The sequence below is a fragment of the Hymenobacter wooponensis genome, assembly GCF_004745865.1.
Classification (GTDB): domain Bacteria; phylum Bacteroidota; class Bacteroidia; order Cytophagales; family Hymenobacteraceae; genus Hymenobacter; species Hymenobacter wooponensis.
Window position 1 is genome coordinate 586,678 of record NZ_SRKZ01000003.1, and the last position, 20,737, is coordinate 607,414.

Below are 20,737 nucleotides of genomic sequence, written 5' to 3' on the forward strand. Positions count from 1 at the left end.
CCTAGGCCACCTCAGGCCAAATTCGCGGCTACCTGTCGTTCCTTCTTCTTGCCATTCAAGGGCCGCAAGCTTCAACGCGTAGCCGCTCCTGTTGTTGCGCTAAGCACGTCTAGTACCGCCGGCTTATGCCTGAGCTTGAGGATTTTCCAGCGTTCGGCAGGACACGAATTTGGCTAACCCATTGTTCGGGAAATCATCGCATTCTAGCAATAACCTTTTGGCTTTAAGAATTGCGCCGCATCTACCCCTCCGGTAGCAGCGGTGCTATTCTGCTCACTCCTCTCATTTTTCCATTACTTTCTTCTTCTCATGGCTCACGCTGCAAAGCCAATTGGCATTTATTTCGAACATCCCGAGTGGTTTAAGCCGCTCTTCGCCGAGCTAGACCGCCGCGGACTGGCCTACGAGAAAATTGACGCCGCTCATCACCTCTTCGATCCTTCTGAAAAAGAGAGCCGCTATTCACTGGTAGTAAACCGCATGAGCTCCTCGGCCTACCTGCGTGGCCATGGCCAGGGCATTTTCCACACAGCTGGTTACGCTACTCACCTAGAGCGCATTGGCACCCGCATTATCAACGGCTCGGTAGCTACCAGCATCGAAACAAACAAGGCCCGTCAGCTCTCCCTGTTCGCTTCATTAGGCCTGAAATTCCCGAAGTCGTTCGTGATAAACCACGCTTCGCGCGTACCAGATGCGGCTCGGCAGCTACAGTTCCCCATTGTGGTGAAGGTGAACATTGGTGGTAGTGGTGCGGGCATCATTCGCTTTGATACCATTGAGGGGGTAGAGGCCGCCGTAGCTGCTGGCCAGATTGATCTTGGCATCGACCAAACGGCTCTGGTGCAAGAGTACGTAACGCCTCGTGGTGGCAACATTCACCGTGTGGAGACGCTAAACGGCAAGTTTCTGTACGCTATGAAGGTGTACACGACTGGCGAAAGCTTCAACCTCTGCCCCGCCGAAATCTGCCAGATTCCGGAGGAGCAGTCGGCGGAGTTCTGCCTCACTGAAGCCCCTAAGAAAGGTATTCAGGTAGAAGCCTTTACGCCTCCGGCAGAAGTAATTGAAGCCGTGGAGCGCATTGTGGCCGCGGCCAAGATTGACGTAGGCGGCATTGAGTACCTCATTGACGACCGCACCGGCGACGTGCTGTTCTATGACATCAACGCCCTCTCCAACTTCGTGGCCGATGCCGTGAACGTAGTCGGCTTCGACCCCTATGCCCGCTTCGTGGACTACCTGCAAACCCAACTTCCCGTTGCTGCTCCCCAGGCTGCAACTACCTCTAAAATTGAAACGGCTGTAGTGTAATGAGATACGGATATTGGATGCCCGTATTTGGCGGGTGGCTGCGCAACGTGGAGGACGAAAACATGCGCGCCGACTGGGACTACGTTAAGAACCTGGCCCAGCGTAGCGAAGACCTCGGCTATGACCTCTCCCTTATTGCCGAGCTAAACCTCAACGACATTAAAGGGGAAGAAGCGCCCTCCCTGGATGCGTGGAGCACGGCGGCGGCCCTGGCGGCCGTCACCAAAAAGATAGAGCTGATGGTGGCCGTGCGGCCGACCTTCCACTCCCCGGCTTTGCTGGCCAAACAGGCCGCCAACATCGACCACATCAGCGGCGGCCGTCTGTCCCTGAATGTAGTATCGTCGTGGTGGCAGGATGAGGCGAAGAAGTACGGGGTGCACTTTGAGCAGCATGATGACCGCTACGCCCGCACTGCTGAGTGGCTGCACGTGGTAGACAACCTCTGGAAGCAGGACCACTTCTCCTTTGAAGGCAAGTTCTATAAGGTAACTGACTCCATTCTGCAGCCCAAGCCCGTATCGCGCCCGCGGCCGTTTATTTACGCTGGCGGCGAGTCGGAAGCGGCCAAGAACATGATTGCTGCTCAGTGCGATGGCTACGTGATGCACGGCGACGAGCCCGAGGCTATCGGCCGCCGCATTCAGGATTTGAGCCAGCGCCGCGAGAAGCTAGGCCTGCCCCCCATGAAGTTTGGGGTGGCGGCGTACTCCATCGTGCGCAACACCGATGCGGAGGTGAAAAAAGAGCTGGAGCGCATCACAAACGTGCAGGGCTCGGCGGCTGGTTACAAAAATTACCAGCAGTGGCTGGCCGGCACCCAGCTGGAAAACCAAGTATCGCTGCAGGACTACTCCGTTTCGAATCGGGGCCTCCGTTCTGGCCTAACCGGCACCCCGGACCAAGTGGCCGAGCGCATTGCCGCCTTTGAAGCGGTAGGCGTAGACCTGTTCCTGCTCCAGTGCAGTCCGCAACTGGAGGAAATGGAGCGCTTCTCCGAAGCCGTTATTCAAGTACTGGCCTAGGTCAGTCTAGAGAAAACTAGGCCACCAAAACTATCATTCCGAGCCAAGCGAGGAACCTGGGTTAGCTTCTTATGAGTGCCAGGTTCCTCGCTTGACTCGGAATGATTGTTCTAGGCCACCTGTAGCAGGTGCCTAGCACCTTCACTCCTCTCATACCCTATGGAATCAGCTTTACCTGTTGCTTCAGCCGATGCTCCTGCGGCGGCGCCTGTTTCCTTCCGTGAGGCGTTTCGCTTCTGGCTCAAGCTCGGTTTCATCAGCTTCGGCGGTCCGGCCGGCCAAATAGCCATCATGCACGAGTACGTGGTGGAGCGGCGGCGCTGGCTGGAGGAAGATCGGTTTCTGCACGCCCTAAACTATTGCATGTTGCTACCCGGGCCCGAGGCCCAACAGTTGGCCACGTACATTGGTTGGCTGCTGCACGGGGTGCGGGGTGGCCTAGTGGCAGGCAGCTTGTTTGTGCTGCCCTCAGTATGCATGCTGCTGGGGCTGAGCTGGGCTTATGTAGCGTACGGCACCGTTCCGGCAATAGCCGGACTGCTCTACGGCCTGAAGCCAGCCGTAGTAGCCATCGTGCTCGGGGCCTTGCTAAAGATTGGGGAAAAAGCACTCAAGACGCCCTTGCACGTTGCAGTAGCGGGCCTGAGCTTTCTGGCATTATTTCTAGGCCACCTACCTTTTCCGGTGGTGGTATTTGGAGCACTGCTGCTGGGATTGGTAGTGCAGCGCTGGCGCCCTATTGGGTTGGGCCTGCCGACGTCTGATTCACCTGGTGTCACTCCTGCGAAGGCTTCAGCTGGTGGCCGCCACTGGCCTATGTATATCGGCAAGGCCTTGATAGTGGCGCTAGGCCTGTGGGTGATTCCCGTGGTAGCGGCAGGGCTTTTTACGGGCGACTGGGCCTTCTGGTGGCAGCTGACGCGCTTTTTCAGCACGGCCGCCTTGGTCACGTTTGGTGGGGCCTACGCCGTGCTGCCCTACGTGGCGCAGGTTGCTGTAGAGCAATTCCACTGGCTAACTCGCCTGCAAATGGTGGATGGGCTGGCCTTGGGAGAAACGACTCCTGGCCCGCTAATTATGGTGCTTACGTTTGTAGGGTTTATGGGTGCCTGGCAGCACGGCGGCCACTCTGTGGGCTGGGGTGCGGCGGGGCTGCTGCTCACCACGTTCTACACTTTTTTGCCCAGCTTCTTCTTCATCTTTGTGGGCGCTCCGCTGGTAGAACGTACCCGCCAGGACGCTCGTGTAAAAGCGGCACTGAGCGTGGTAACGGGTGCAGTGGTGGGCGTCATCCTTAACTTGGGCATCTACCTGGGTCAAGCCGTAGTATGGCCTCAGGGAATACGCACTGCGCCCGATTGGTTTTGTTTAGTATGGGTAACCCTTTCGATTCTGGCACTGCGTTGGGGCAAGGTCAACCTGATTCTCTGGATTGGCGTGAGCGCGCTGGCGGGGTTAGCGTATTCTTGGTTACTCTAGGCCACTCAACCGAATAAACCTAGGCTTATAGAGTAATAAGCACTCCTACTGTGCCAAGTAGCAGCAGGTGAGCAAGGCAGTTCCCCAAAAGAAATGGACTCCGCTCACTCGTAAGCAGAGCAAGGCACCCAAATATTCCCCATCCCATACCTAGTGCTGTTACCAACTCCGCTACCACTAAAGGCACCCCTATGTTGCACGCGTCGCCAACAGGCATGAAGTGTGCCAAGCCTACGGCTACTCCAAAACCTATTATGTAATAGGCTAGCACGGCAACGAATCCGCGCAGAATGGGGTTATTTCTAGGGAGCCACTGGTAAGTCATGCTGATAAAGCGCCAGCCTGTTGGTTTTCCTAAAGTTAGTAAGTGGCTGGAGTTCACTTCTACCTGGTAGAGCTTCGGCTTTCCCCTCCCAAAGCCCTACCTTTGCTAACAAGCCAAAAAGCTTAGTTTCCGATTAACTGACGAATGGGACTGGATTATCTTTCTCTACTGAACCCCTCGCAGGCCGCCGCCGTGATGCAAATTGACGGCCCCTGCATGATTATAGCCGGTGCCGGCTCCGGCAAAACGCGGGTACTCACCTACCGAATTGCCAACCTGCTCGAAAAAGGGGTAGATCCGTATAATATCCTGGCTCTCACCTTTACCAATAAGGCGGCCAAGGAAATGCGTGCCCGTATTGAGAAGGTAGTAGGCCCGAACGCCAAGAATCTGTGGATGGGTACCTTCCACAGCATCTTTGCCCGCATTCTACGCTCCGAAGCCGATAAAATAGGCTTCCCCCGCTCATTTACTATTTATGATACCCAGGACTCCAAAACGCTTATCACGCAGATCGTGAAGGAGCTGGAGTTGGATGATAAGCTCTACAAGCCCGGCTTAGTGCTAGGCCGGATTTCGGCGGCCAAAAACAAGCTCATCTCGGTGCAGCAGTACCTCAACGACCCTGTAATTAAGCAGGACGATGAGGCCGCACTTCGCCCTAAGATTGGCGTGCTCTACCAACAGTATCAGCAGCGCTGCTTCAAGGCCGGCGCCATGGACTTCGACGACCTGCTCTACCAGACCAACGTCTTATTCAAAGACCACCCCGATGTACTGAACAAGTACCAGAACATCTTTAAGTATGTAATGGTCGACGAGTATCAGGATACCAACTACTCGCAATACCTGATTGCGCGGAAGCTGGCGGCCAAGGAGCGGAACATTTGCGTGGTAGGCGACGATGCGCAGAGCATTTACGCCTTCCGGGGCGCTGATATTCAGAATATCCTGAACTTCGAGAAGGACTATCCTGAGCTGCAGGTATTTAAGTTGGAGCAAAATTACCGCTCCACCAAGAACATCGTGTGGGCGGCCAACTCGGTTATCAAGAACAACCAGGCCCAGCTGCGCAAAGACGTTTTCTCGGATAACGAAGACGGCCCGCTGATTGAAGTACTAAAGGCTGCTTCCGATAACGAGGAGGGTAAGCTAGTGGCCCAGAGCATCTACGAGGACAAGATGAACCATCATCTCTCCTACGATGACTTTGCCATTCTGTACCGCACCAATGCCCAGAGCCGGGCCATGGAAGAATCTCTCCGCAAGCTCAATATCAAGTATAAGATTGTGGGCGGCCTGAGCTTTTACCAGCGTAAGGAAATCAAGGACCTAGTGGCCTACCTGCGGCTTACCGTGAACCCCAACGATGAGCAGGCTCTGCGCCGCGTGATTAACTACCCCAAGCGCGGCATCGGCGATACTACGCTGGCCAAACTTATCAGCGCCGCCGAGGAGTCGAACCACACGATTTGGGAGGTTGTTAGCAACGCCGACAAGTTTTTGCCAGCTCGCACAGCCAACCCCATTGTTGACTTCGCGGAGAAGATCAAGGCCTATACCGCCGTGGCCGCCAAGGAAGACGCATTTGAGGCAGCCAAATTCATTGCCAAAAACTCGGGCATGATTGAGGAGCTTTATGCCGACAAGAGCATTGAGGGCCTCTCGCGCTACGAGAACATTCAGGAACTTCTGAACGGGGTGAAAGCCTACACCGAAGATCCTGAGCGCGAAGACAAATCCTTGAGCGCCTTTCTGCAGGACATTGCCCTTGTAACTGATGCGGACACCAAAGACGCGCAGAGCGAAGGCGAGCAGGTAACGCTGATGACGATACACTCGGCCAAAGGCCTGGAGTTTCGCAATGTCTACATCGTGGGAATGGAAGAAAACCTCTTCCCCTCGCAGATGATGATTACCTCGCGCGCCGACCTGGAAGAAGAGCGCCGCCTGTTTTACGTGGCTATCACGCGGGCCGAGAAGAAGCTGACACTCAGCTATGCTACTTCACGCTACCAGTGGGGCAACCTCCGCAGCTGCGAGAAGAGCCGCTTCCTGGACGAGATTGACCCGCAATACGTCGATTTCAAGTTTTCTGCCAGCCCCGCCGGCGGAGCCATGGATTCGCCTTTCGGCCACGTGCTAGAGCGCCGCAGCAACCTCGTGCCGCCTGCGCCGCGCAAAACGGTTGCCACTAGATACGTAGCTCCCTCCGACTTTCAGCCGTCCGATACCTCTAACCTGCAGCATGGGCAGCGCGTGGAGCATCCAAAGTTTGGGTTCGGTCAAGTGACCAAGCTAGAAAACCAGAATGGCTCCGTTAAGGCCATCATTCAGTTTGAGGAAGTGGGTGAGAAAACCTTGCTCTTGAGCTTCGCTAAGCTGCGAATTGTATAACCGCTTTCAAGCTTATCTGAGTAGGGCGAGGAATATGGGTAGGTGCTAGGCCACTCCCATGTTCCTCGCCTTGCTTAGATTGCTCCCAACTGGCTCCCTAAACAAATTTGGCGTACCTGCGTCTTACTGCACAACTAGCTGGTTGTGCCGAGAGAGTTTAGCAAGTTCTCAGGCTGCTAACGTATGTATGATGGAGACTAGGGCGTCATTTTAGTCCCTCTACATTGGCAGATCAGGAATAAAGGCCTCATAAGTCTTAAAAATTATTCAACTTCACCTCCACAATTCCCTCCCTCCTCTGCTAGCCCTGGCTGCACTTACGCGCATATAGGCCTACGGGTGCGGATTGGCGTATATTTGTCCGGCAGGATACTTCTGCCTTCTGTTTCTTTATGACTCTTCCTTCTCTTCATAAGCACGAACTCCTCCAGCGCGAGTACGGCCAGAGCACCTTTCAGCTCGTCCAGCAGCTCCGCGACATCGAGGACCGGGCCGAGCGCACACGCCGGGCTCAGCAGATCGTGCAACTTATCTTCCGGCTGCAGCCCAGCCTCCGCGACCAGCCCGATGGCCAGCAGAAAGTGTGGAACCACCTTTTTGAAATGGCCGACGGCGAGCTGGATGTAGACAGCCCCTTCCCGCTGGCTGCCCCCGCCAACCAGACCAAACCGGGTCGGGTGGCCTACCCCAGCAAAGGCCCTAAGCTGCGGGCATACGGCCGCGCCGTAGAGCAACTCATTGAGCAAGCCGTTGCCATTGAGGACCCCGCGGAGCGCGAGCAAGCCACTATTGTGATTGGGCGCACCATGAAGTTTCTGTACCGCTCACATAACAAGGAAAACGCGAAGGATGTCACCATCCTGAAGCACCTCAAGGAGCTTTCAGCGGGCAAGCTTAGCCTTGACCCCGCGCAGGTAGATGCGCAAAACCTATTTGAGTTTACTACCTCCCCCGGAGGCCGCCCGGCGCCATTCATTGTACCTCAGCCGCGCCAAGAGCGCGAGAATCGGCGCGGTAGCTCCGTTGGCAACAATAACCGGCGCGACAAGCAGCGCCGCGGTGGCAAGAAAGGCCGTCAAGAACCACAACAACCCCCGCAGTAATTTTTCTTTGCAGGAGCCAAGCGGTAGCAGAGAGCCAGAGCATACGCAACCATACGTTTTCTAGGTTCTCATTGCTACCTGCTAGCCCCTAACTTCTCTCCTACATGGCCTCTTTTGAAGTAATTGGCGGTAAAGCGCTGAAAGGCGAAATCGTGCCCCAGGGCGCCAAAAACGAAGCGCTCCAGATTTTATGTGCCGTGCTGCTCACCGATGAGCCCGTCACCATCAGCAACATCCCCGATATCCGCGACGTCAACAAGCTTATTGAGCTACTGCGCGATATGGGTGTGAAAGTAGGCAAGCTGGCATCAGACACTTACCGCTTTCAGGCCGATGCCGTAAACCTGGACTATCTCGACACCCCTGAATTTGTGGCTCAAGGTCGCGCGCTGCGTGGCTCGGTAATGATTTTGGGGCCCATGTTGGCCCGCTTCGGCAAGTGCCAACTTCCTAAGCCCGGTGGCGACAAAATTGGTCGTCGTCCCCTGGATACCCACTTCGTAGGCCTAGAGAAACTAGGGGGTAAGCTCACTTTAGAAGGCAACGACTTCTACCGGATTAGCGCTGAGGGTCGCCTGCACGGCGCCTACATGCTGCTGGACGAGGCTTCCGTAACGGGTACTGCTAACATTGTAATGGGCGCGGTGCTGGCTGAGGGCATCACCACTATCTACAATGCCGCTTGTGAGCCCTACCTACAACAGCTTTGCAAAATGCTGGTACGCATGGGCGCCAAAATCAACGGCATTGGCTCTAACCTACTGACCATCGAAGGTGTGGAACGTCTAGGAGGCACCGACCATCGTATGCTGCCCGACATGATTGAGATTGGCTCCTTCATTGGCCTAGCGGCCATGACGGGCTCCGAAATTACGATCAAAGACTGCCAGATTCAGGAGCTAGGCCTCATCCCGGACACCTTCCGGAAGCTAGGCATTCAGTTGGAGTTCCGCGGCGACGACATCTATGTACCCGCTCAAGACCACTACGAGATTTCTACCTACCTCGACGGCAGCATCCTGACCATTTCCGACCACACGTGGCCGGGCCTCACCCCTGACCTGTTGAGCGTGATTCTGGTAGTAGCTACCCAAGCCAAAGGCACGGTGCTTATTCACCAGAAGATGTTCGAGTCCCGCCTGTTCTTCGTGGATAAGCTCATCGACATGGGCGCGCAAATCATCCTTTGCGACCCACACCGCGCCACCGTTATCGGCCTCGACCAGCGCAACCGCCTCCACGGCATCACGATGACCTCCCCCGATATCCGGGCGGGTGTAGCCCTGCTGATTGCAGCTCTTTCCGCAGAGGGTCGTAGCGTAATCGAAAACGTAGAGCAGATTGACCGTGGCTACCAGTACATCGATAAGCGCCTAACGGCGCTGGGTGCGCAAATCCGCCGCCTCTAAGCGTAAGCCTCTTAGGGAAATAAAAGCCTGCTCTCTTCTGAGGGCAGGCTTTTATTTATCAGTATACGAATACAGCAATACTTGCCGTTGAATTGATATATAGAAATAGCGAGTTAGCATTTCACCTTTATATACTTACACCTATGAGGACTGCCTTATGTAACATACTTGCTATTAGTGTATTGTTGCTGAGCGCTTGTGGTAAGCAGGAAAGCACAATTATAGAAGATAAGATACTCAAGGAAAACGTCCTGATGGAAGCTCCGGCGCTTGAGCTAAAGCAACACGACGTAGCTGCTGCACCGCCTCCACCCGAAGCTCCGCCAGCTCCAGAGGATCCCCAACCGGGCCCACCGGCCAATGGCTCAGTTCCTACTGCTGCCCCTGCCTCAGCCCGCAAAATCATCTATCACGCCGACGTGCGGGTGAAAGTGGAAGACCTGGTGAAAACCAATGCCCGGATGGACAGCCTCACCCACGCTTACGGTGCTTACATCTCCGATGCCTCTGAGGAGCGGCAGGAAGGGCAATGGGAGCATCAGATGAAGATACGGGTGCTGCCTGGCCAGTTTCAGAAGTTGCTGAACAGCCTCAATGGCTTGGGCACTCTGCAATCAAAAACGCTTAGCACCGATGATGTGACCTCTGAGCATGCCGATGTATCGGCGCGGCTCCGGACCAAACGGGCCGTTGAACAACGCTATGTAGCGCTCCTCTCACAGGCCAAGAAGATTGCCGATATACTGGCCATTGAAGAAAAGATTGGGGAAGTACGGGAGGAAATAGAATCTACGGAAAGCCGGCTCAAAACCCTCAACGACCAAATCGGCTACTCTACCATCACACTCACGTATTTCCAGACGCTACCACTTAACCGGCCCGAGGCACCTGTTCTCTCGTTTGCGAGTCGATTTACTCAGGCGTTTTACAGTGGCTGGGAATTGTTAACTGGCCTAGTGCTCGCCCTTGTAACAGCTTGGCCGCTACTGTTGCTAGGGGCACTAGGCTTTGTTGCCGTCCGGACTTGGCGCCAACGCCGCCGGGCGCAGCTAGAAACCGAAGCCTAGGCCACAACTATCAAAAAAGCCCCACCAGTTGCAACTGGTGGGGCTTTTTAGTTTTAGGCTTCTTTCTACTTAGTCAACAATTAAATCAACCACGGCAGTAACCAGCGAAAGCACAACGCTAAATATTAAAGCTGATACAAAACCATCGACTTCGAAACCTGACAATAGGTAACTGGCCATCATGACGATCAAGGCATTGATAACCAATAAGAACAGGCCTAGAGTCAGAATAGTAATTGGGAAGCCAATGATTTTAAGTATAGGCTTAACCACTGCGTTCAGAATAGCCAGTACAATTACCAGAATGATAGCATCAGTAAAGCCGTCGATATGCGAGCCGGGCAGAAATTTGGCCAACACATACGTGATAATGGCTGAGAGCAGAAACTTGAGAATAAATCCCATGATTAGGTGTAGGGTTGGAGTGAGGAGAGAGTTACTAAGCTTATAAGAATAAGCCTATACTCCGATACGCAAAAGCGCGGCCTGCGTTGGCTCCTCCTTATTTCTCCGTGGGTCGAGCCTTCAGGCGACCTTGTGAAACCCCCATCCAGTTAGCCATATGGTAGAGCAAGCGGGCCCCCACAATAGCGTTCCACTCTGTGTCGCCGGGCGCCACCTCGTTCAAGTCGCACCCTATAATAGTACGACCCGAGCGTACTACCATACGCAGCAGATAGAGCGCCTGCTCGAACTCTAGGCCACCTGGTACGGGTGTACCCGTGCCGGGGCATAGTTTAGGGTCAAGGCCGTCAATATCAAAGCTTACGTACACTTTAGAAGGAAGCTGGGCAATAATCTTCTTACACTCCTTCTTCCAGGATTTGCCGCCTAGCATTTCGGCCTGCAGAAAACGGTCGGCAAACAGGGCTACGCGGCCATTGCTCTGCTCAATAAACTCAGCTTCCTGCTGGCAGTAGTCGCGAATACCTACTTGCACCAGTTTCTTCACCTGAGGTAACTTCAGGGCGTTGTACATGATGGAGGCGTGCGAGTACTCGAAGCCTTCATACGCGGGGCGCAGGTCGCAGTGCGCATCAATCTGCAGGATGCCGAACTCCTCGTGCCGCTCTGCTAGGGCGTGCATGTAGCCCAGGGGGGTGCTATGGTCACCACCAAGCACTACTACGCCTTTACCGGCATCAAGTAGGGCACCGGTCTTAGCCTTTAGCCATTCCAGCAACGCTTTTCCCTGCACACCAATGCGAGCCGGTACTTCTGAGAATGTAGCGTGGGTTTCCTCCGGCTCACCATCTTCCAGCCAACCAATATACTCTTCGGCAGTAGGTCGCAGTTCTAGGCTTTGCGCCGCAATCTGCTCATCGGGCTCTTCCATGGCCAAGCCCATGCGCCAAGCATCGGGCAGGTCTGGGTCGTAGAGGTCAACCTGCAGTGAAGCCTCACGAATGGCAGCGGGTCCTTCAGCAGTACCAGCGCGGTACGATACGGTAACTTCCCACGGTACGGGCACCACTACTACTTGGGCTTCTTCAGGCGTAAAGGGCAGGCCGTAGATGCCCCCCGCGGAGTCACCCAGGGCATTAGGATCGAAGTTGGCAAGCTTCTGTTCCAGAGAAGATTTTGCTGAATCAGTCATAGGAAAGAGAGAAAATGAAGAGAAAGTAACAAATGCCGTGGCCTCCGCATTGCTAAGCCAGAGCACAATTAGCTCTGCCTTAACACCGGAGGCCACGGTCGTACGGAGAGGCCTAGCGGCCTGTAAAAGGCATTAGCTGGGCTGCTGTCCGCCCATAAAGTCGTAGGTGCGGATGATTTCGAGGATCTTCTCGAAAGTATCCCGATCAAAGAAGATCATCAGAGGGAGCTCCACGGAGTTGGCTTTATCTGAAAACTGCGTGATAACACTGAAAATCAGAGGCTGCACCATGGGCCGGTCAAGCATCAAGCTCTGCAAAGCCTTAGCCATGTCATCGCGGGGGTTCACGGGAGGAGCACCGTAGATATTGGCCTTCAAGATGTTAGCCAGCTGAGTTACCAATGCCCCCGTGATGATGTTGCTGATTTCTAGCAGCAGCGACTCCTGCATCTCATCAATCTGAGTTGAGTCAGAAGTGTTCATACGTAAGCACACGCGCGACAAACGCTGCACGTGCTGACCTGAGAAAAACATGAGCGTAGTCCCATTGAATTCTCCGCGGATATCAGACTGGATAATCACATGCTGCTCCTGGAGTTCGCGCACCTTTTCTAAGATGCTACGGCCCGAGACAATATTCAGGTTGGGAACCTCAAGCAGCACCTTTTCCTGGGCAATAACCGCGAACGAATCGGCGGCACGAGCCAACCCGATGTTCAGGATTTCGCGGATAATGTCCCGCTCCAGTTCCGTCATGTGCAAATCCATAGGAGTTATTCAATTGGTGGGGTTACTGGCCTAGGCTAATAACCGGAGGTCTGCATTAGGGTAGTTAAGGTCGGCGAGCTAAGAACAAGCGGGTAAGCGCAGGTACATCTAGTACCAGACACACTTGCCCGCTGCCCAGCAGCGTAACGCCGCCAAACAAATCAATGGTATCCAGCGGTTTGCTCATGGGCTTGATCACGATATCCTGCTGGCGCAGGAAACGATCAACGATAAGGCCCAGCTTGCGGTTGCTGTAATTTACAATAATGATATCCTGGCGGCCATTCAGCTCTGCTTTGCTAGCTGGTGCCAGAGGGCCATCACCGTTATGGAGCAGGCGGCGCAGGGGCACCACCGGCAAATTCTCGTCTTGCACGCGTGCTAGCAGCATGCCGCCCACCACGTGAAAATCATCGGGCATCAACGACACTACCGAATCGGTGTGCATGAGCGGAATGGCGTAGTTACGCTCATCCAGCACAAACAACAGCGCACCTTTTACGGCAATAGAGGTGGGCAGTACCAGGGTAAATGTAGTACCCTGGCCCATAACGGAGTCTACGCGGAGCTGCCCGCCCAGAGAATCAATAGCGAGCTTTACCACATCAAGCCCAACCCCTCTGCCCGAAATCTCGGTGACTTGCTTGGCCATGGAGAAACCTGGCTCAAACAAGAAGGAGCGAACCGCATCAGGGTCGAGCGTGGCAGCCGTTTCAGCAGCTACCAGGCCTCGCTCAACAGCCTTACGACGCACACTCTCGACGTCAATGCCACGGCCATCATCTATCACCTGAATCAGAACATCGTCGCGCTCAGTTTGGGCTGATAGAGTTAGGTGAGCCTGCCCTGTTTTACCAGCCGCAATACGCTCAGCAGGAGTTTCTAGGCCATGCCCAATGGCATTTCGCACCAAGTGGAGCAAGGAATCGGTAATGATCTGCAGGATGTTGCGGTCTATCTGAATGTCCTCCCCTACAATGGTCAGTTCCACATCTTTCTCCTCAGCGGCGGCTACGTCACGCACCACCCGGGGGAATTTGTTGAACAATGAACCAACGCCTACAAGGCGGGCATCCATAACGCTATACTGCAGATCATCGGCAATGCGCGAGAAATGGGCCGCAGCTGCCATAAGGGCTGGGTTACCAATTTCCTGACTCAGGGTCAGCACTCGGTCACGGTCAATGATTAGCTCACCTACCAAGTTGAGCAGGTGGTCAAGCTTTTTGATCTGAATGTATACCAGATCTGATAGTTCGAGCTTACGGTTGGCTTCTTCTTCCTCCTGAGTATCCTCCAGTATGGGAGATTCTCCTCTCACCAGACGGTCGAGATTCTCAAGCAGGAATGAAATATCAGAAGCCTCTTGGTCAGCTCCCACCGCCCGAATCATTTCGCCGATGGTATCTATCCCGTCAAACAGCACCGTCACCACGGGCCCCGTAAAGGTCATATCCTTGCTGCGGATCAGACCAAAAATGGTTTCCATGTGGTGGGCAGCTTCCCCAATCTGGGTATAGCCCATTGCCCGGGCATTCGATTTGAGGTTGTGCATGAGCCGAAACAGCTCATTCAGGGCAGGCTCATCAGCGGGGTTACGTTCCAGCTCGCTGATGTGGCGGCTCATGGCGTCGTAGTATTCGAGCGCCTCAGCCATAAATATTTCGCGGTACTCCTGCTCCCTCGATTTCATCTTGAAAGGGGTTGAGTAGCAGAAATAAAGCCGAGCCGGGCTCCTGAGCGCGGCAACACATGGCGCAGTACGAAGTCAGCAATACTAGCCAAGGGAAGCACAGCATTAGCTTGCCCCGCCCGAATCACCGACTTAGGCATACCAAACACGGCAGATGAAGCTTCGTCTTGTGCTACCACTACGCCTCCTTGCTCCCGGATGGCTCGAGCACCGGCAGTACCATCGTTTCCTAGGCCAGTTAATACTACCCCTACAACATTGCGCCCAACTACGCGGGCTGCTGATTGCATAAGCAGGTCAACGGAAGGAATCTCCAGGCTCGTTTCGTTTATAAACCCTACTTGCCAACCTAACCAAGGAGAGTTGCCAATGGATTTTATTATGCAGTTGAAACCACCAGGCGCCACAAGTACTTTGCCTGCTTCCAATGTTACGGCCTCTGAAGCAGCTGTTACGGGCAGTACAGAAGCCCGACGCAACCGTTCAACGAGCGTATCGGTGAAGGAAGCTGGTAAATGCACTGCTACCAGAACCGCCCATGAAAAGTCAACAGGAAGCGCGCGAAGTACTTCTTCTACGGCTTGGGCTCCGCCCGTGGACCCTCCAATAACTACTACCCCGCGTGGAGGCAATGGAGCCGCTGTACGACGGGCAACATCGGCCAGCGGTGTGGCTACTGCAGGCCTAGGCCGGGCTGCCTGTACCTTCCGTTTTGCCTGTCGTCCCCATTCTGCCAGCCGTTGTCCATCGTGCATAGGCGCGGCAGACAAGTAGTCATAAACACCTAAACGCGCAACCTCCCGCAGCATACCTGGTAAGGGCGGCTGCGTGGTATAAAGCAGCACTGGACCACTATAGTGGTGTCGGAGCTGTTCCAGACCCAGTAGCTGGCTTTCCCCTACAATCACCAACCCAGGCTGCAGCCGACGCGCCTGACGTGCCAAGTCATCACTCCCCACAGCTGTGCCTACCACCCGTACTGTAGGGTCGGTATGCAGCAACCGGGTGAGCTCTGCAGCCACAAAGGTGGGCAGGTTCCCGAGCAATAAGGTGAGAGTGGAAGATAAGTTAAGCACGGAGAGAAAAAGGGCAGATAAAATGGGCGCTTACCTCTTGCGAGAACAACGCCAAACGGAAGTAACCTGAGTTATGATTGGGCTGATTCCGAATCCTGCAATGCGCTTCCAACAATCTCCAGCACCTTCTCCTCAGAAAAAGGCTTCACGATGTAAGCTGTTGCGCCGCTTTCCAGCGCCTCGTTTACAATTACCTCCTGGCCTACGGCCGAGCACATTACTACTTTCACATCAGGCTGCTCCTGACGAATGCCTTTCAGCACATCTAGGCCAGTATTGTCGGGCAGAATTACGTCGAGGGTAATCAGGTCGGGCTTTGTTTGGGTGGCTAGCTCCAGGGCCTGTTGCCCGTTAGCCGCCTCTCCCACCACCTCATAGCCGGCGTCGGTAAGCATATTCTTGAGCATCGTGCGCATGTAAAAAGAATCGTCGACGATGAGAATGCGGTTTTTCATAAGAGAAGAAGTCTATCAAAAGAAGGAGAAGGAAGCTGAACAATGGCTTAAACTAGGCCTTTGTACGCGATGCCGCAGCGGAAGATTCTCCTTTTGGCTGTAACTGCATGATTTCAGCTGGGGTGAGCAGCTTTAGCATATCCAAGACTATCACGATACGCCCATTGATCTTGGCAATTCCTTCGATGTATTTATCCTGGATATTAATATCCTGAATGAATTCCGGAGCTTTTTCGATGATGGACACCGGAATAGAAAGTGGTTGAGGCACCTCGCGCACCATTATGCCAATGGTGTAATCTTTAGCCTCTATAGCTAACGTGTAGGTGGTAGCTACTAGCTCCTCCCCAGCAGGGCGTAGCTGAAACCGCTCTTCCAAATCAATAATCGTGATAATATCACCCCGCAGGTTGGCAATACCCTTCACGAAGGAAGGTGTCTTGGGCATGCGAGCAATTTCCGGGGTGATGGTCACCTCCTTCACTTGCTCAATACGAATACCATACTCTTCATCTCCTAATCGGAAGACGATAAGCTGGATAACCGCTTCTTGCTTGGCGTTTTTTTCGGTCTCGGGCATACCTAAAACGAGTGAGCAGTACCGAGCACTATATTATAGTAGCACCCGGCGCCGTCAATCACTAGTTGAACAGTTTATTTGGCTTTGCTTTTGGACTTCCGTGGCTTCTCTGCAGAGGGAGTTGCTGCTCCATTCTCCACGGCGGCAGGCTTTTCAGCTCGGCGTGAGGGCTTCCGGTTAGGCTTGGCTTCCTGAGCAGCGGCCGCTGTGTCGGGTGCAGGGGTTGTGGTAGCCTTACGGCGAGAAGTGGCTCTACGAACCGCTGATTTAGGTTCTGGCTCGGGAGCCGGTACCACAGTAGTGGCGGTGCGGCGCAACTGCCGCGTAGTGGCCGGAACCACTGGAGCGGCTGGCGTTACTGCCGCGCCACGGCGCGTCATCCGCCGAATGGGCTCCGGCTCGGGCTCGGGCTCTAAATCCTCCATCAGCTGGAAGGCCGATAGGCCTAGCTGCAGGTCGTCGGCAATATCCGTTAGATTCTGGCTGCTGGTGGTGAGCTCCTGCATGGAAGTAGAAAGCTGCTTGGCCGTACCGGCTACTTGCTGCGTACCCGTTGCGGTTTGCTCGGCAATAGCTACTACTTCCTCCACATACTTTACTACGTCGCCAATAGAGGTCTTCTGAATCTCCGTGGCCGTCAAAATGTCGCGAGAGGTGCGCAGGGTTTCACCGCTGCTGGTGGCAATGTTCTTAAAGGCTGAGCTAGCTTCGAAGGTAGCGTTCTTGCCTTTGAGTACCCGGCCTTCCATCGTCGAAATAGCGGTTGCAGCGGAGGTAGTATCCTTTCGAACGTCCTCAACGAGCGTGGCAATTTCGTTAGCCGATTTGCGGGAGCCTTCAGCTAGCTTCCGGATTTCCTCGGCTACTACCGCGAAACCACGACCAGCTTCACCGGCGCGGGCTGCTTCGATGGCTGCGTTCAGGGCCAGCAGGTTGGTTTGCGCAGCAATGTCGGTGATAACACCCAGCGACTTGCTGATTTCCCCAGAACGCGTGCTCAGTACTTCAATGGTCTTAGAGGTTTGGGCAGCTGCGCTGCTGATTTCCTCCATGTTTTTCACCACTTCCGCTACCGTCTTCAGACCCAGCTGTGAGGTTTGCTCACCCAGAATAGCTGCTTTGATACCCACATCAGCCTTGCCTGCCGTTTCCTTAGTGGCCTGCATGATTTCTTCAATCAGCTTAAAGGCTTGGTCGGTCTTGAGAGCTTGGTTTTGAGCACCTTCAGCCATTTGCTGCATAGCCAAGGCTACATCAACTGTAACGCGGCTCATCTCCTGCCCTTTCACCACCATTTCCTCCGAAGATTCTCCCACAATCTGCGACGACTCATTGATTTCGCCGAGCAGTTCGTTGAGGTTGTCTACGGCTAGGTTCAAGGCATTCGACATGGCCAAAATATCACCAGCCGTCTGGATCTCAACCTGCTGCGTGAGGTCACCTTCCGAAATGGCCCGTACCACGCGGCTCACTTCCAGTACTGGCGAGGCAATCGACTCGATCAGGGCGTTCAGCGTATCTACCAGCTCTTTCCAGGAACCGCTCACGTCACTTACGGTCGCCCGTTCGGTCAGCTTACCTTCTACACCGGCTACTTTTGCCACACGGCTAACCTCCACGGCCAGACGGTTCAGGTCATCCACCATTCGGTTGATGGTCTCGGCCAGATCGGCTACTTCGCCTTTCGCGTCCAGTGTAAGCTTCTGGGTCAAGTCACCCTGCGATACAGCCGTTACTACTTTCACTAGGCCACGCACCTGCGTGGTGAGGTTGGCCGCCATCGTGTTTACGTTGTCGGTCAGGTCTTTCCATACCCCCGATACGTTTGGCACATTGGCCTGACCACCGAGGCGGCCTTCCGTACCTACCTCTTGCGCCACGCGGGTTACCTCACCAGCGAAGATGTTGAGTGAGTCCACCATCCGGTTGATGTTGTCCTTTAGGTCGAGCAGTTCGCCTTTAACATCAACGGATACCTTCTGGCTTAGGTCACCGCGAGCTACGGCGGTGGTCACGTTGGCAATGTCTCGCACCTGAGAGGTTAGCGAGGCGGCCATAGTGTTTACATTGTCGGTCAGGTCTTTCCAAGTGCCGCGCACGTTCGGTACTACGGCCTGTCCACCAAGGCGGCCTTCGGTACCTACTTCGCGAGCTACCCGAGTTACTTCATCACCAAACGTGTTTAGCGAGTCCACCATCTGGTTGAGGTTTTCCTTCAACTGCAACAGCTCACCGCGTACGTTTACCGTTACCTTCTGGCTCAAGTCGCCGCGAGCTACAGCGGTAGCTACGTTGGCAATGTCTCGTACCTGAGAAGTCAAGTTCGAGGCCATTGTGTTTACATTGTCCGTCAGGTCTTTCCAGGTACCTGATACGCTCGGCACATTGGCCTGACCACCCAGAATACCTTCGGTGCCTACCTCGCGGGCTACGCGGGTTACTTCGCCAGCGAAGATATTGAGCGAGTCCACCATCTGATTCAGGATGTTCTTCAGGTCGAGAATCTCGCCTTTTACATCCACTGTCATCTTCTGCGTCAGGTCGCCCTTCGCTACGGCGGTAGCCACGTTGGCAATATCTCGCACCTGCAGCGTCAGGTTGGAGGCCATTGTATTTACGTTGTCCGTCAGCTCCTTCCAAGTTCCACCTACGCGGGGCACATTGGCCTGGCCACCTAGTTTACCCTCGGTACCTACCTCGCGGGCTACGCGGGTTACTTCGTCACCGAAGATGTTGAGCGAGTCCACCATCTGATTCAGGATGTTCTTCAGCTCCAGGATTTCACCCTTCACGTCTACCGTCATCTTCTGGCTCAAGTCGCCGCGGGCTACGGCGGTAGCTACATTGGCAATGTCTCGCACCTGCAAGGTCAGGTTCGAGGCCATGTAGTTTACATTATCCGTCAGCTCTTTCCACACGCCAGCCACGTTTGGTACGGAGGCCTGGCCGCCCAACTTTCCTTCCGTACCTACTTCGAGAGCTACGCGGGTTACTTCGCCGGCAAACAGGTTGAGCGAGTCCACCATCTGGTTCAGGTTCTGCTTCAGCTGCAGCAGCTCACCCTTTACGTCCACCGTAATCTTTTGCGTCAGGTCGCCCTTCGCTACGGCCGTAGCCACATTGGCAATGTCTCGCATCTGCAGGGTCAGATTCGAGGCCATGTAGTTTACGTTGTCGGTGAGTTCCTTCCATACACCGGCCACGTTCGGTACCACCGCTTGGCCGCCTAGTTTACCTTCGGTACCTACTTCCTGGGCTACTCGCGTTACCTCGCCGGCAAACAGGTTGAGCGAGTCCACCATCTGGTTCAGGTTCTGTTTCAGCTGCAGCAGCTCACCTTTCAGATCCACCGTAATCTTCTGCGTTAGGTCGCCCTTCGCTACGGCCGTAGCCACATTGGCAATGTCTCGCACCTGTAAGGTTAGGTTGGAGGCCATCGTATTTACGTTGTCGGTGAGTTGTTTCCACACCCCACCCACATTTGGTACTACGGCCTGGCCGCCCAGTTTACCCTCGGTACCTACTTCCTGCGCCACGCGGGTTACTTCGCCGGCAAACAGGTTGAGCGAGTCCACCATCTGGTTCAGGTTCTGCTTCAGCTGCAGCAGCTCACCCTTCACGTCCACCGTAATCTTTTGCGTCAGGTCGCCCTTCGCTACGGCAATGGCCACATTGGCAATGTCTCGCATCTGCAGGGTCAGATTCGAGGCCATGTAGTTTACGTTGTCCGTCAATTCTTTCCAGATACCGCCGACGTTCGGTACGGAGGCCTGTCCACCCAGCTTTCCTTCCGTACCTACTTCCTGCGCTACACGGGTTACTTCGCCAGCAAATAGGTTCAGGTTGTCAATCGTTTTGTTGATGGTTTCGGCCATCACTTTGAAGTCGCCGGACACGGGAATCTGGAAGGTTTCATCCAGGTTGCCCTTGCTGATGTTCTTCAACACTTTGCCTACTTCCAGTACCGGAACGGCAATGCTATCCACCAAGCCGTTGATGTTGTTGATCATGTCGCGCCAGAAGCCGGCGGCATTGTCAGCCGAGGCACGAGCCTTGAGGTTACCCTCTACCCCTGCCACTTTTGAAATGCGCGATACTTCTCCTCCTACGCCCCCAATCATCTCAACCATTGAGTTGTAGGCCTCGGCTATTTCCGCGAAGATGTCGTCGTTCTGCTTGGTGAGCCGCACCGATACGTCGCCCTTTTTAAAAGCGTCAAGCGCGTACAGCACACGGTTGAGCTGCTCATTCACGTAGTCAGAATCAGCCGCTGAATTCAATTGAGGGCTACTACCACGTTTGCGCGTGGAGTTATCAGACAAGCGTGAAGGCGGCTGGGAGCCGTTTGTAGTTGGCGCAGAAGCCAACGTATCTAGTGTCTCCGGGGCATCGGCTTCCGGACGGGTGTTCTTGGGCATCTTAGCTGAGGCCATAAACGAGGAGTAGTGG

The 20,737-nt window shown here is 54.6% G+C and carries 15 protein-coding genes; 7 read left to right on the forward strand and 8 right to left on the reverse strand.

Annotated elements, in window-relative coordinates; translation table 11 throughout:
• Positions 1-309: 309 nt before the first annotated feature.
• The 7 genes from EU557_RS12800 to EU557_RS12830 all read left to right on the forward strand — a co-directional run bounded on the left by EU557_RS12800 (position 310) and on the right by EU557_RS12830 (position 10,119).
• Positions 310-1,314 carry an ATP-grasp domain-containing protein gene (locus EU557_RS12800; RefSeq protein ID WP_135530837.1) on the forward strand — a complete coding sequence of 335 codons (1,005 nt, stop codon included), beginning with the start codon at positions 310-312 and terminating at the stop codon, positions 1,312-1,314.
• The gene (locus EU557_RS12805; protein ID WP_135530838.1) at positions 1,314-2,339 is read left to right on the forward strand and encodes an LLM class flavin-dependent oxidoreductase; all 1,026 of its coding nucleotides are present in this window, start codon (positions 1,314-1,316) and stop codon (positions 2,337-2,339) included. The genes EU557_RS12800 and EU557_RS12805 overlap by 1 nt, the downstream gene beginning before the upstream one ends.
• A gap of 159 nt (positions 2,340-2,498) precedes the next feature.
• Positions 2,499-3,818, forward strand: coding sequence for a chromate efflux transporter (gene chrA / locus EU557_RS12810; RefSeq protein ID WP_135530839.1), 1,320 nt, complete (start codon positions 2,499-2,501; stop codon positions 3,816-3,818).
• Between the two features lie 475 nt (positions 3,819-4,293).
• Positions 4,294-6,540, forward strand: a complete 2,247-nt coding sequence (locus EU557_RS12815; RefSeq protein ID WP_135531033.1) for an ATP-dependent helicase — start codon at positions 4,294-4,296, stop codon at positions 6,538-6,540.
• Positions 6,541-6,932: 392 nt separating this feature from the next.
• Positions 6,933-7,643 carry a DUF4290 domain-containing protein gene (locus tag EU557_RS12820; protein WP_135530840.1) on the forward strand — a complete coding sequence of 237 codons (711 nt, stop codon included), beginning with the start codon at positions 6,933-6,935 and terminating at the stop codon, positions 7,641-7,643.
• A gap of 104 nt (positions 7,644-7,747) precedes the next feature.
• Entirely contained in the window at positions 7,748-9,052 is a 1,305-nt protein-coding gene (murA, locus tag EU557_RS12825; protein WP_135530841.1) for a UDP-N-acetylglucosamine 1-carboxyvinyltransferase, read from the forward strand.
• A gap of 143 nt (positions 9,053-9,195) precedes the next feature.
• Positions 9,196-10,119 (forward strand): DUF4349 domain-containing protein, encoded by a 924-nt coding sequence (locus tag EU557_RS12830; protein WP_135530842.1) that lies wholly within the window; start codon positions 9,196-9,198, stop codon positions 10,117-10,119.
• Between the two features lie 69 nt (positions 10,120-10,188).
• Here the strand turns inward: EU557_RS12830 and EU557_RS12835 are convergent, their stop codons facing one another.
• The 8 genes from EU557_RS12835 to EU557_RS12870 all read right to left on the reverse strand — a co-directional run bounded on the left by EU557_RS12835 (position 10,189) and on the right by EU557_RS12870 (position 20,721).
• Positions 10,189-10,524, reverse strand: coding sequence for a phage holin family protein (locus EU557_RS12835; protein ID WP_135530843.1), 336 nt, complete (start codon positions 10,522-10,524; stop codon positions 10,189-10,191).
• A gap of 97 nt (positions 10,525-10,621) precedes the next feature.
• Positions 10,622-11,716, reverse strand: a complete 1,095-nt coding sequence (locus EU557_RS12840) for an agmatinase family protein (protein WP_135530844.1) — start codon at positions 11,714-11,716, stop codon at positions 10,622-10,624.
• A gap of 132 nt (positions 11,717-11,848) precedes the next feature.
• Positions 11,849-12,484, reverse strand: coding sequence for a chemotaxis protein CheC (locus EU557_RS12845; RefSeq protein WP_245326254.1), 636 nt, complete (start codon positions 12,482-12,484; stop codon positions 11,849-11,851).
• A 64-nt stretch (positions 12,485-12,548) separates the two neighbouring features.
• Positions 12,549-14,177 carry a chemotaxis protein CheA gene (locus EU557_RS12850; protein WP_135530845.1) on the reverse strand — a complete coding sequence of 543 codons (1,629 nt, stop codon included), beginning with the start codon at positions 14,175-14,177 and terminating at the stop codon, positions 12,549-12,551.
• Positions 14,174-15,253, reverse strand: coding sequence for a chemotaxis protein CheB (locus EU557_RS12855; protein WP_135530846.1), 1,080 nt, complete (start codon positions 15,251-15,253; stop codon positions 14,174-14,176). The genes EU557_RS12850 and EU557_RS12855 overlap by 4 nt, the downstream gene beginning before the upstream one ends.
• A 71-nt stretch (positions 15,254-15,324) precedes the next feature.
• Entirely contained in the window at positions 15,325-15,708 is a 384-nt protein-coding gene (locus tag EU557_RS12860) for a response regulator (RefSeq protein WP_135530847.1), read from the reverse strand.
• A gap of 52 nt (positions 15,709-15,760) precedes the next feature.
• Positions 15,761-16,288: a chemotaxis protein CheW gene (locus EU557_RS12865; RefSeq protein ID WP_135530848.1), complete on the reverse strand. Its 528-nt coding sequence runs from the start codon at positions 16,286-16,288 to the stop codon at positions 15,761-15,763.
• 74 nt (positions 16,289-16,362) lie between these two features.
• Entirely contained in the window at positions 16,363-20,721 is a 4,359-nt protein-coding gene (locus EU557_RS12870; RefSeq protein WP_245326255.1) for a methyl-accepting chemotaxis protein, read from the reverse strand.
• Positions 20,722-20,737 lie beyond the last annotated feature (16 nt).

What these genes read in the sequence shown, in the direction of transcription:
- EU557_RS12845 (WP_245326254.1), bottom strand. Translation starts at nt 12,484, where the DNA reads ATGGATTTGCACATGACGGAACTGGAGCGGGACATTATCCGCGAAATC.
- chrA (WP_135530839.1), top strand. Translation starts at nt 2,499, where the DNA reads ATGGAATCAGCTTTACCTGTTGCTTCAGCCGATGCTCCTGCGGCGGCG.
- EU557_RS12830 (WP_135530842.1), top strand. Translation starts at nt 9,196, where the DNA reads ATGAGGACTGCCTTATGTAACATACTTGCTATTAGTGTATTGTTGCTG.
- EU557_RS12850 (WP_135530845.1), bottom strand. Translation starts at nt 14,177, where the DNA reads ATGAAATCGAGGGAGCAGGAGTACCGCGAAATATTTATGGCTGAGGCG.
- EU557_RS12835 (WP_135530843.1), bottom strand. Translation starts at nt 10,524, where the DNA reads ATGGGATTTATTCTCAAGTTTCTGCTCTCAGCCATTATCACGTATGTG.
- murA (WP_135530841.1), top strand. Translation starts at nt 7,748, where the DNA reads ATGGCCTCTTTTGAAGTAATTGGCGGTAAAGCGCTGAAAGGCGAAATC.
- EU557_RS12820 (WP_135530840.1), top strand. Translation starts at nt 6,933, where the DNA reads ATGACTCTTCCTTCTCTTCATAAGCACGAACTCCTCCAGCGCGAGTAC.
- EU557_RS12840 (WP_135530844.1), bottom strand. Translation starts at nt 11,716, where the DNA reads ATGACTGATTCAGCAAAATCTTCTCTGGAACAGAAGCTTGCCAACTTC.
- EU557_RS12800 (WP_135530837.1), top strand. Translation starts at nt 310, where the DNA reads ATGGCTCACGCTGCAAAGCCAATTGGCATTTATTTCGAACATCCCGAG.
- EU557_RS12860 (WP_135530847.1), bottom strand. Translation starts at nt 15,708, where the DNA reads ATGAAAAACCGCATTCTCATCGTCGACGATTCTTTTTACATGCGCACG.
- EU557_RS12870 (WP_245326255.1), bottom strand. Translation starts at nt 20,721, where the DNA reads ATGGCCTCAGCTAAGATGCCCAAGAACACCCGTCCGGAAGCCGATGCC.
- EU557_RS12805 (WP_135530838.1), top strand. Translation starts at nt 1,314, where the DNA reads ATGAGATACGGATATTGGATGCCCGTATTTGGCGGGTGGCTGCGCAAC.
- EU557_RS12865 (WP_135530848.1), bottom strand. Translation starts at nt 16,288, where the DNA reads ATGCCCGAGACCGAAAAAAACGCCAAGCAAGAAGCGGTTATCCAGCTT.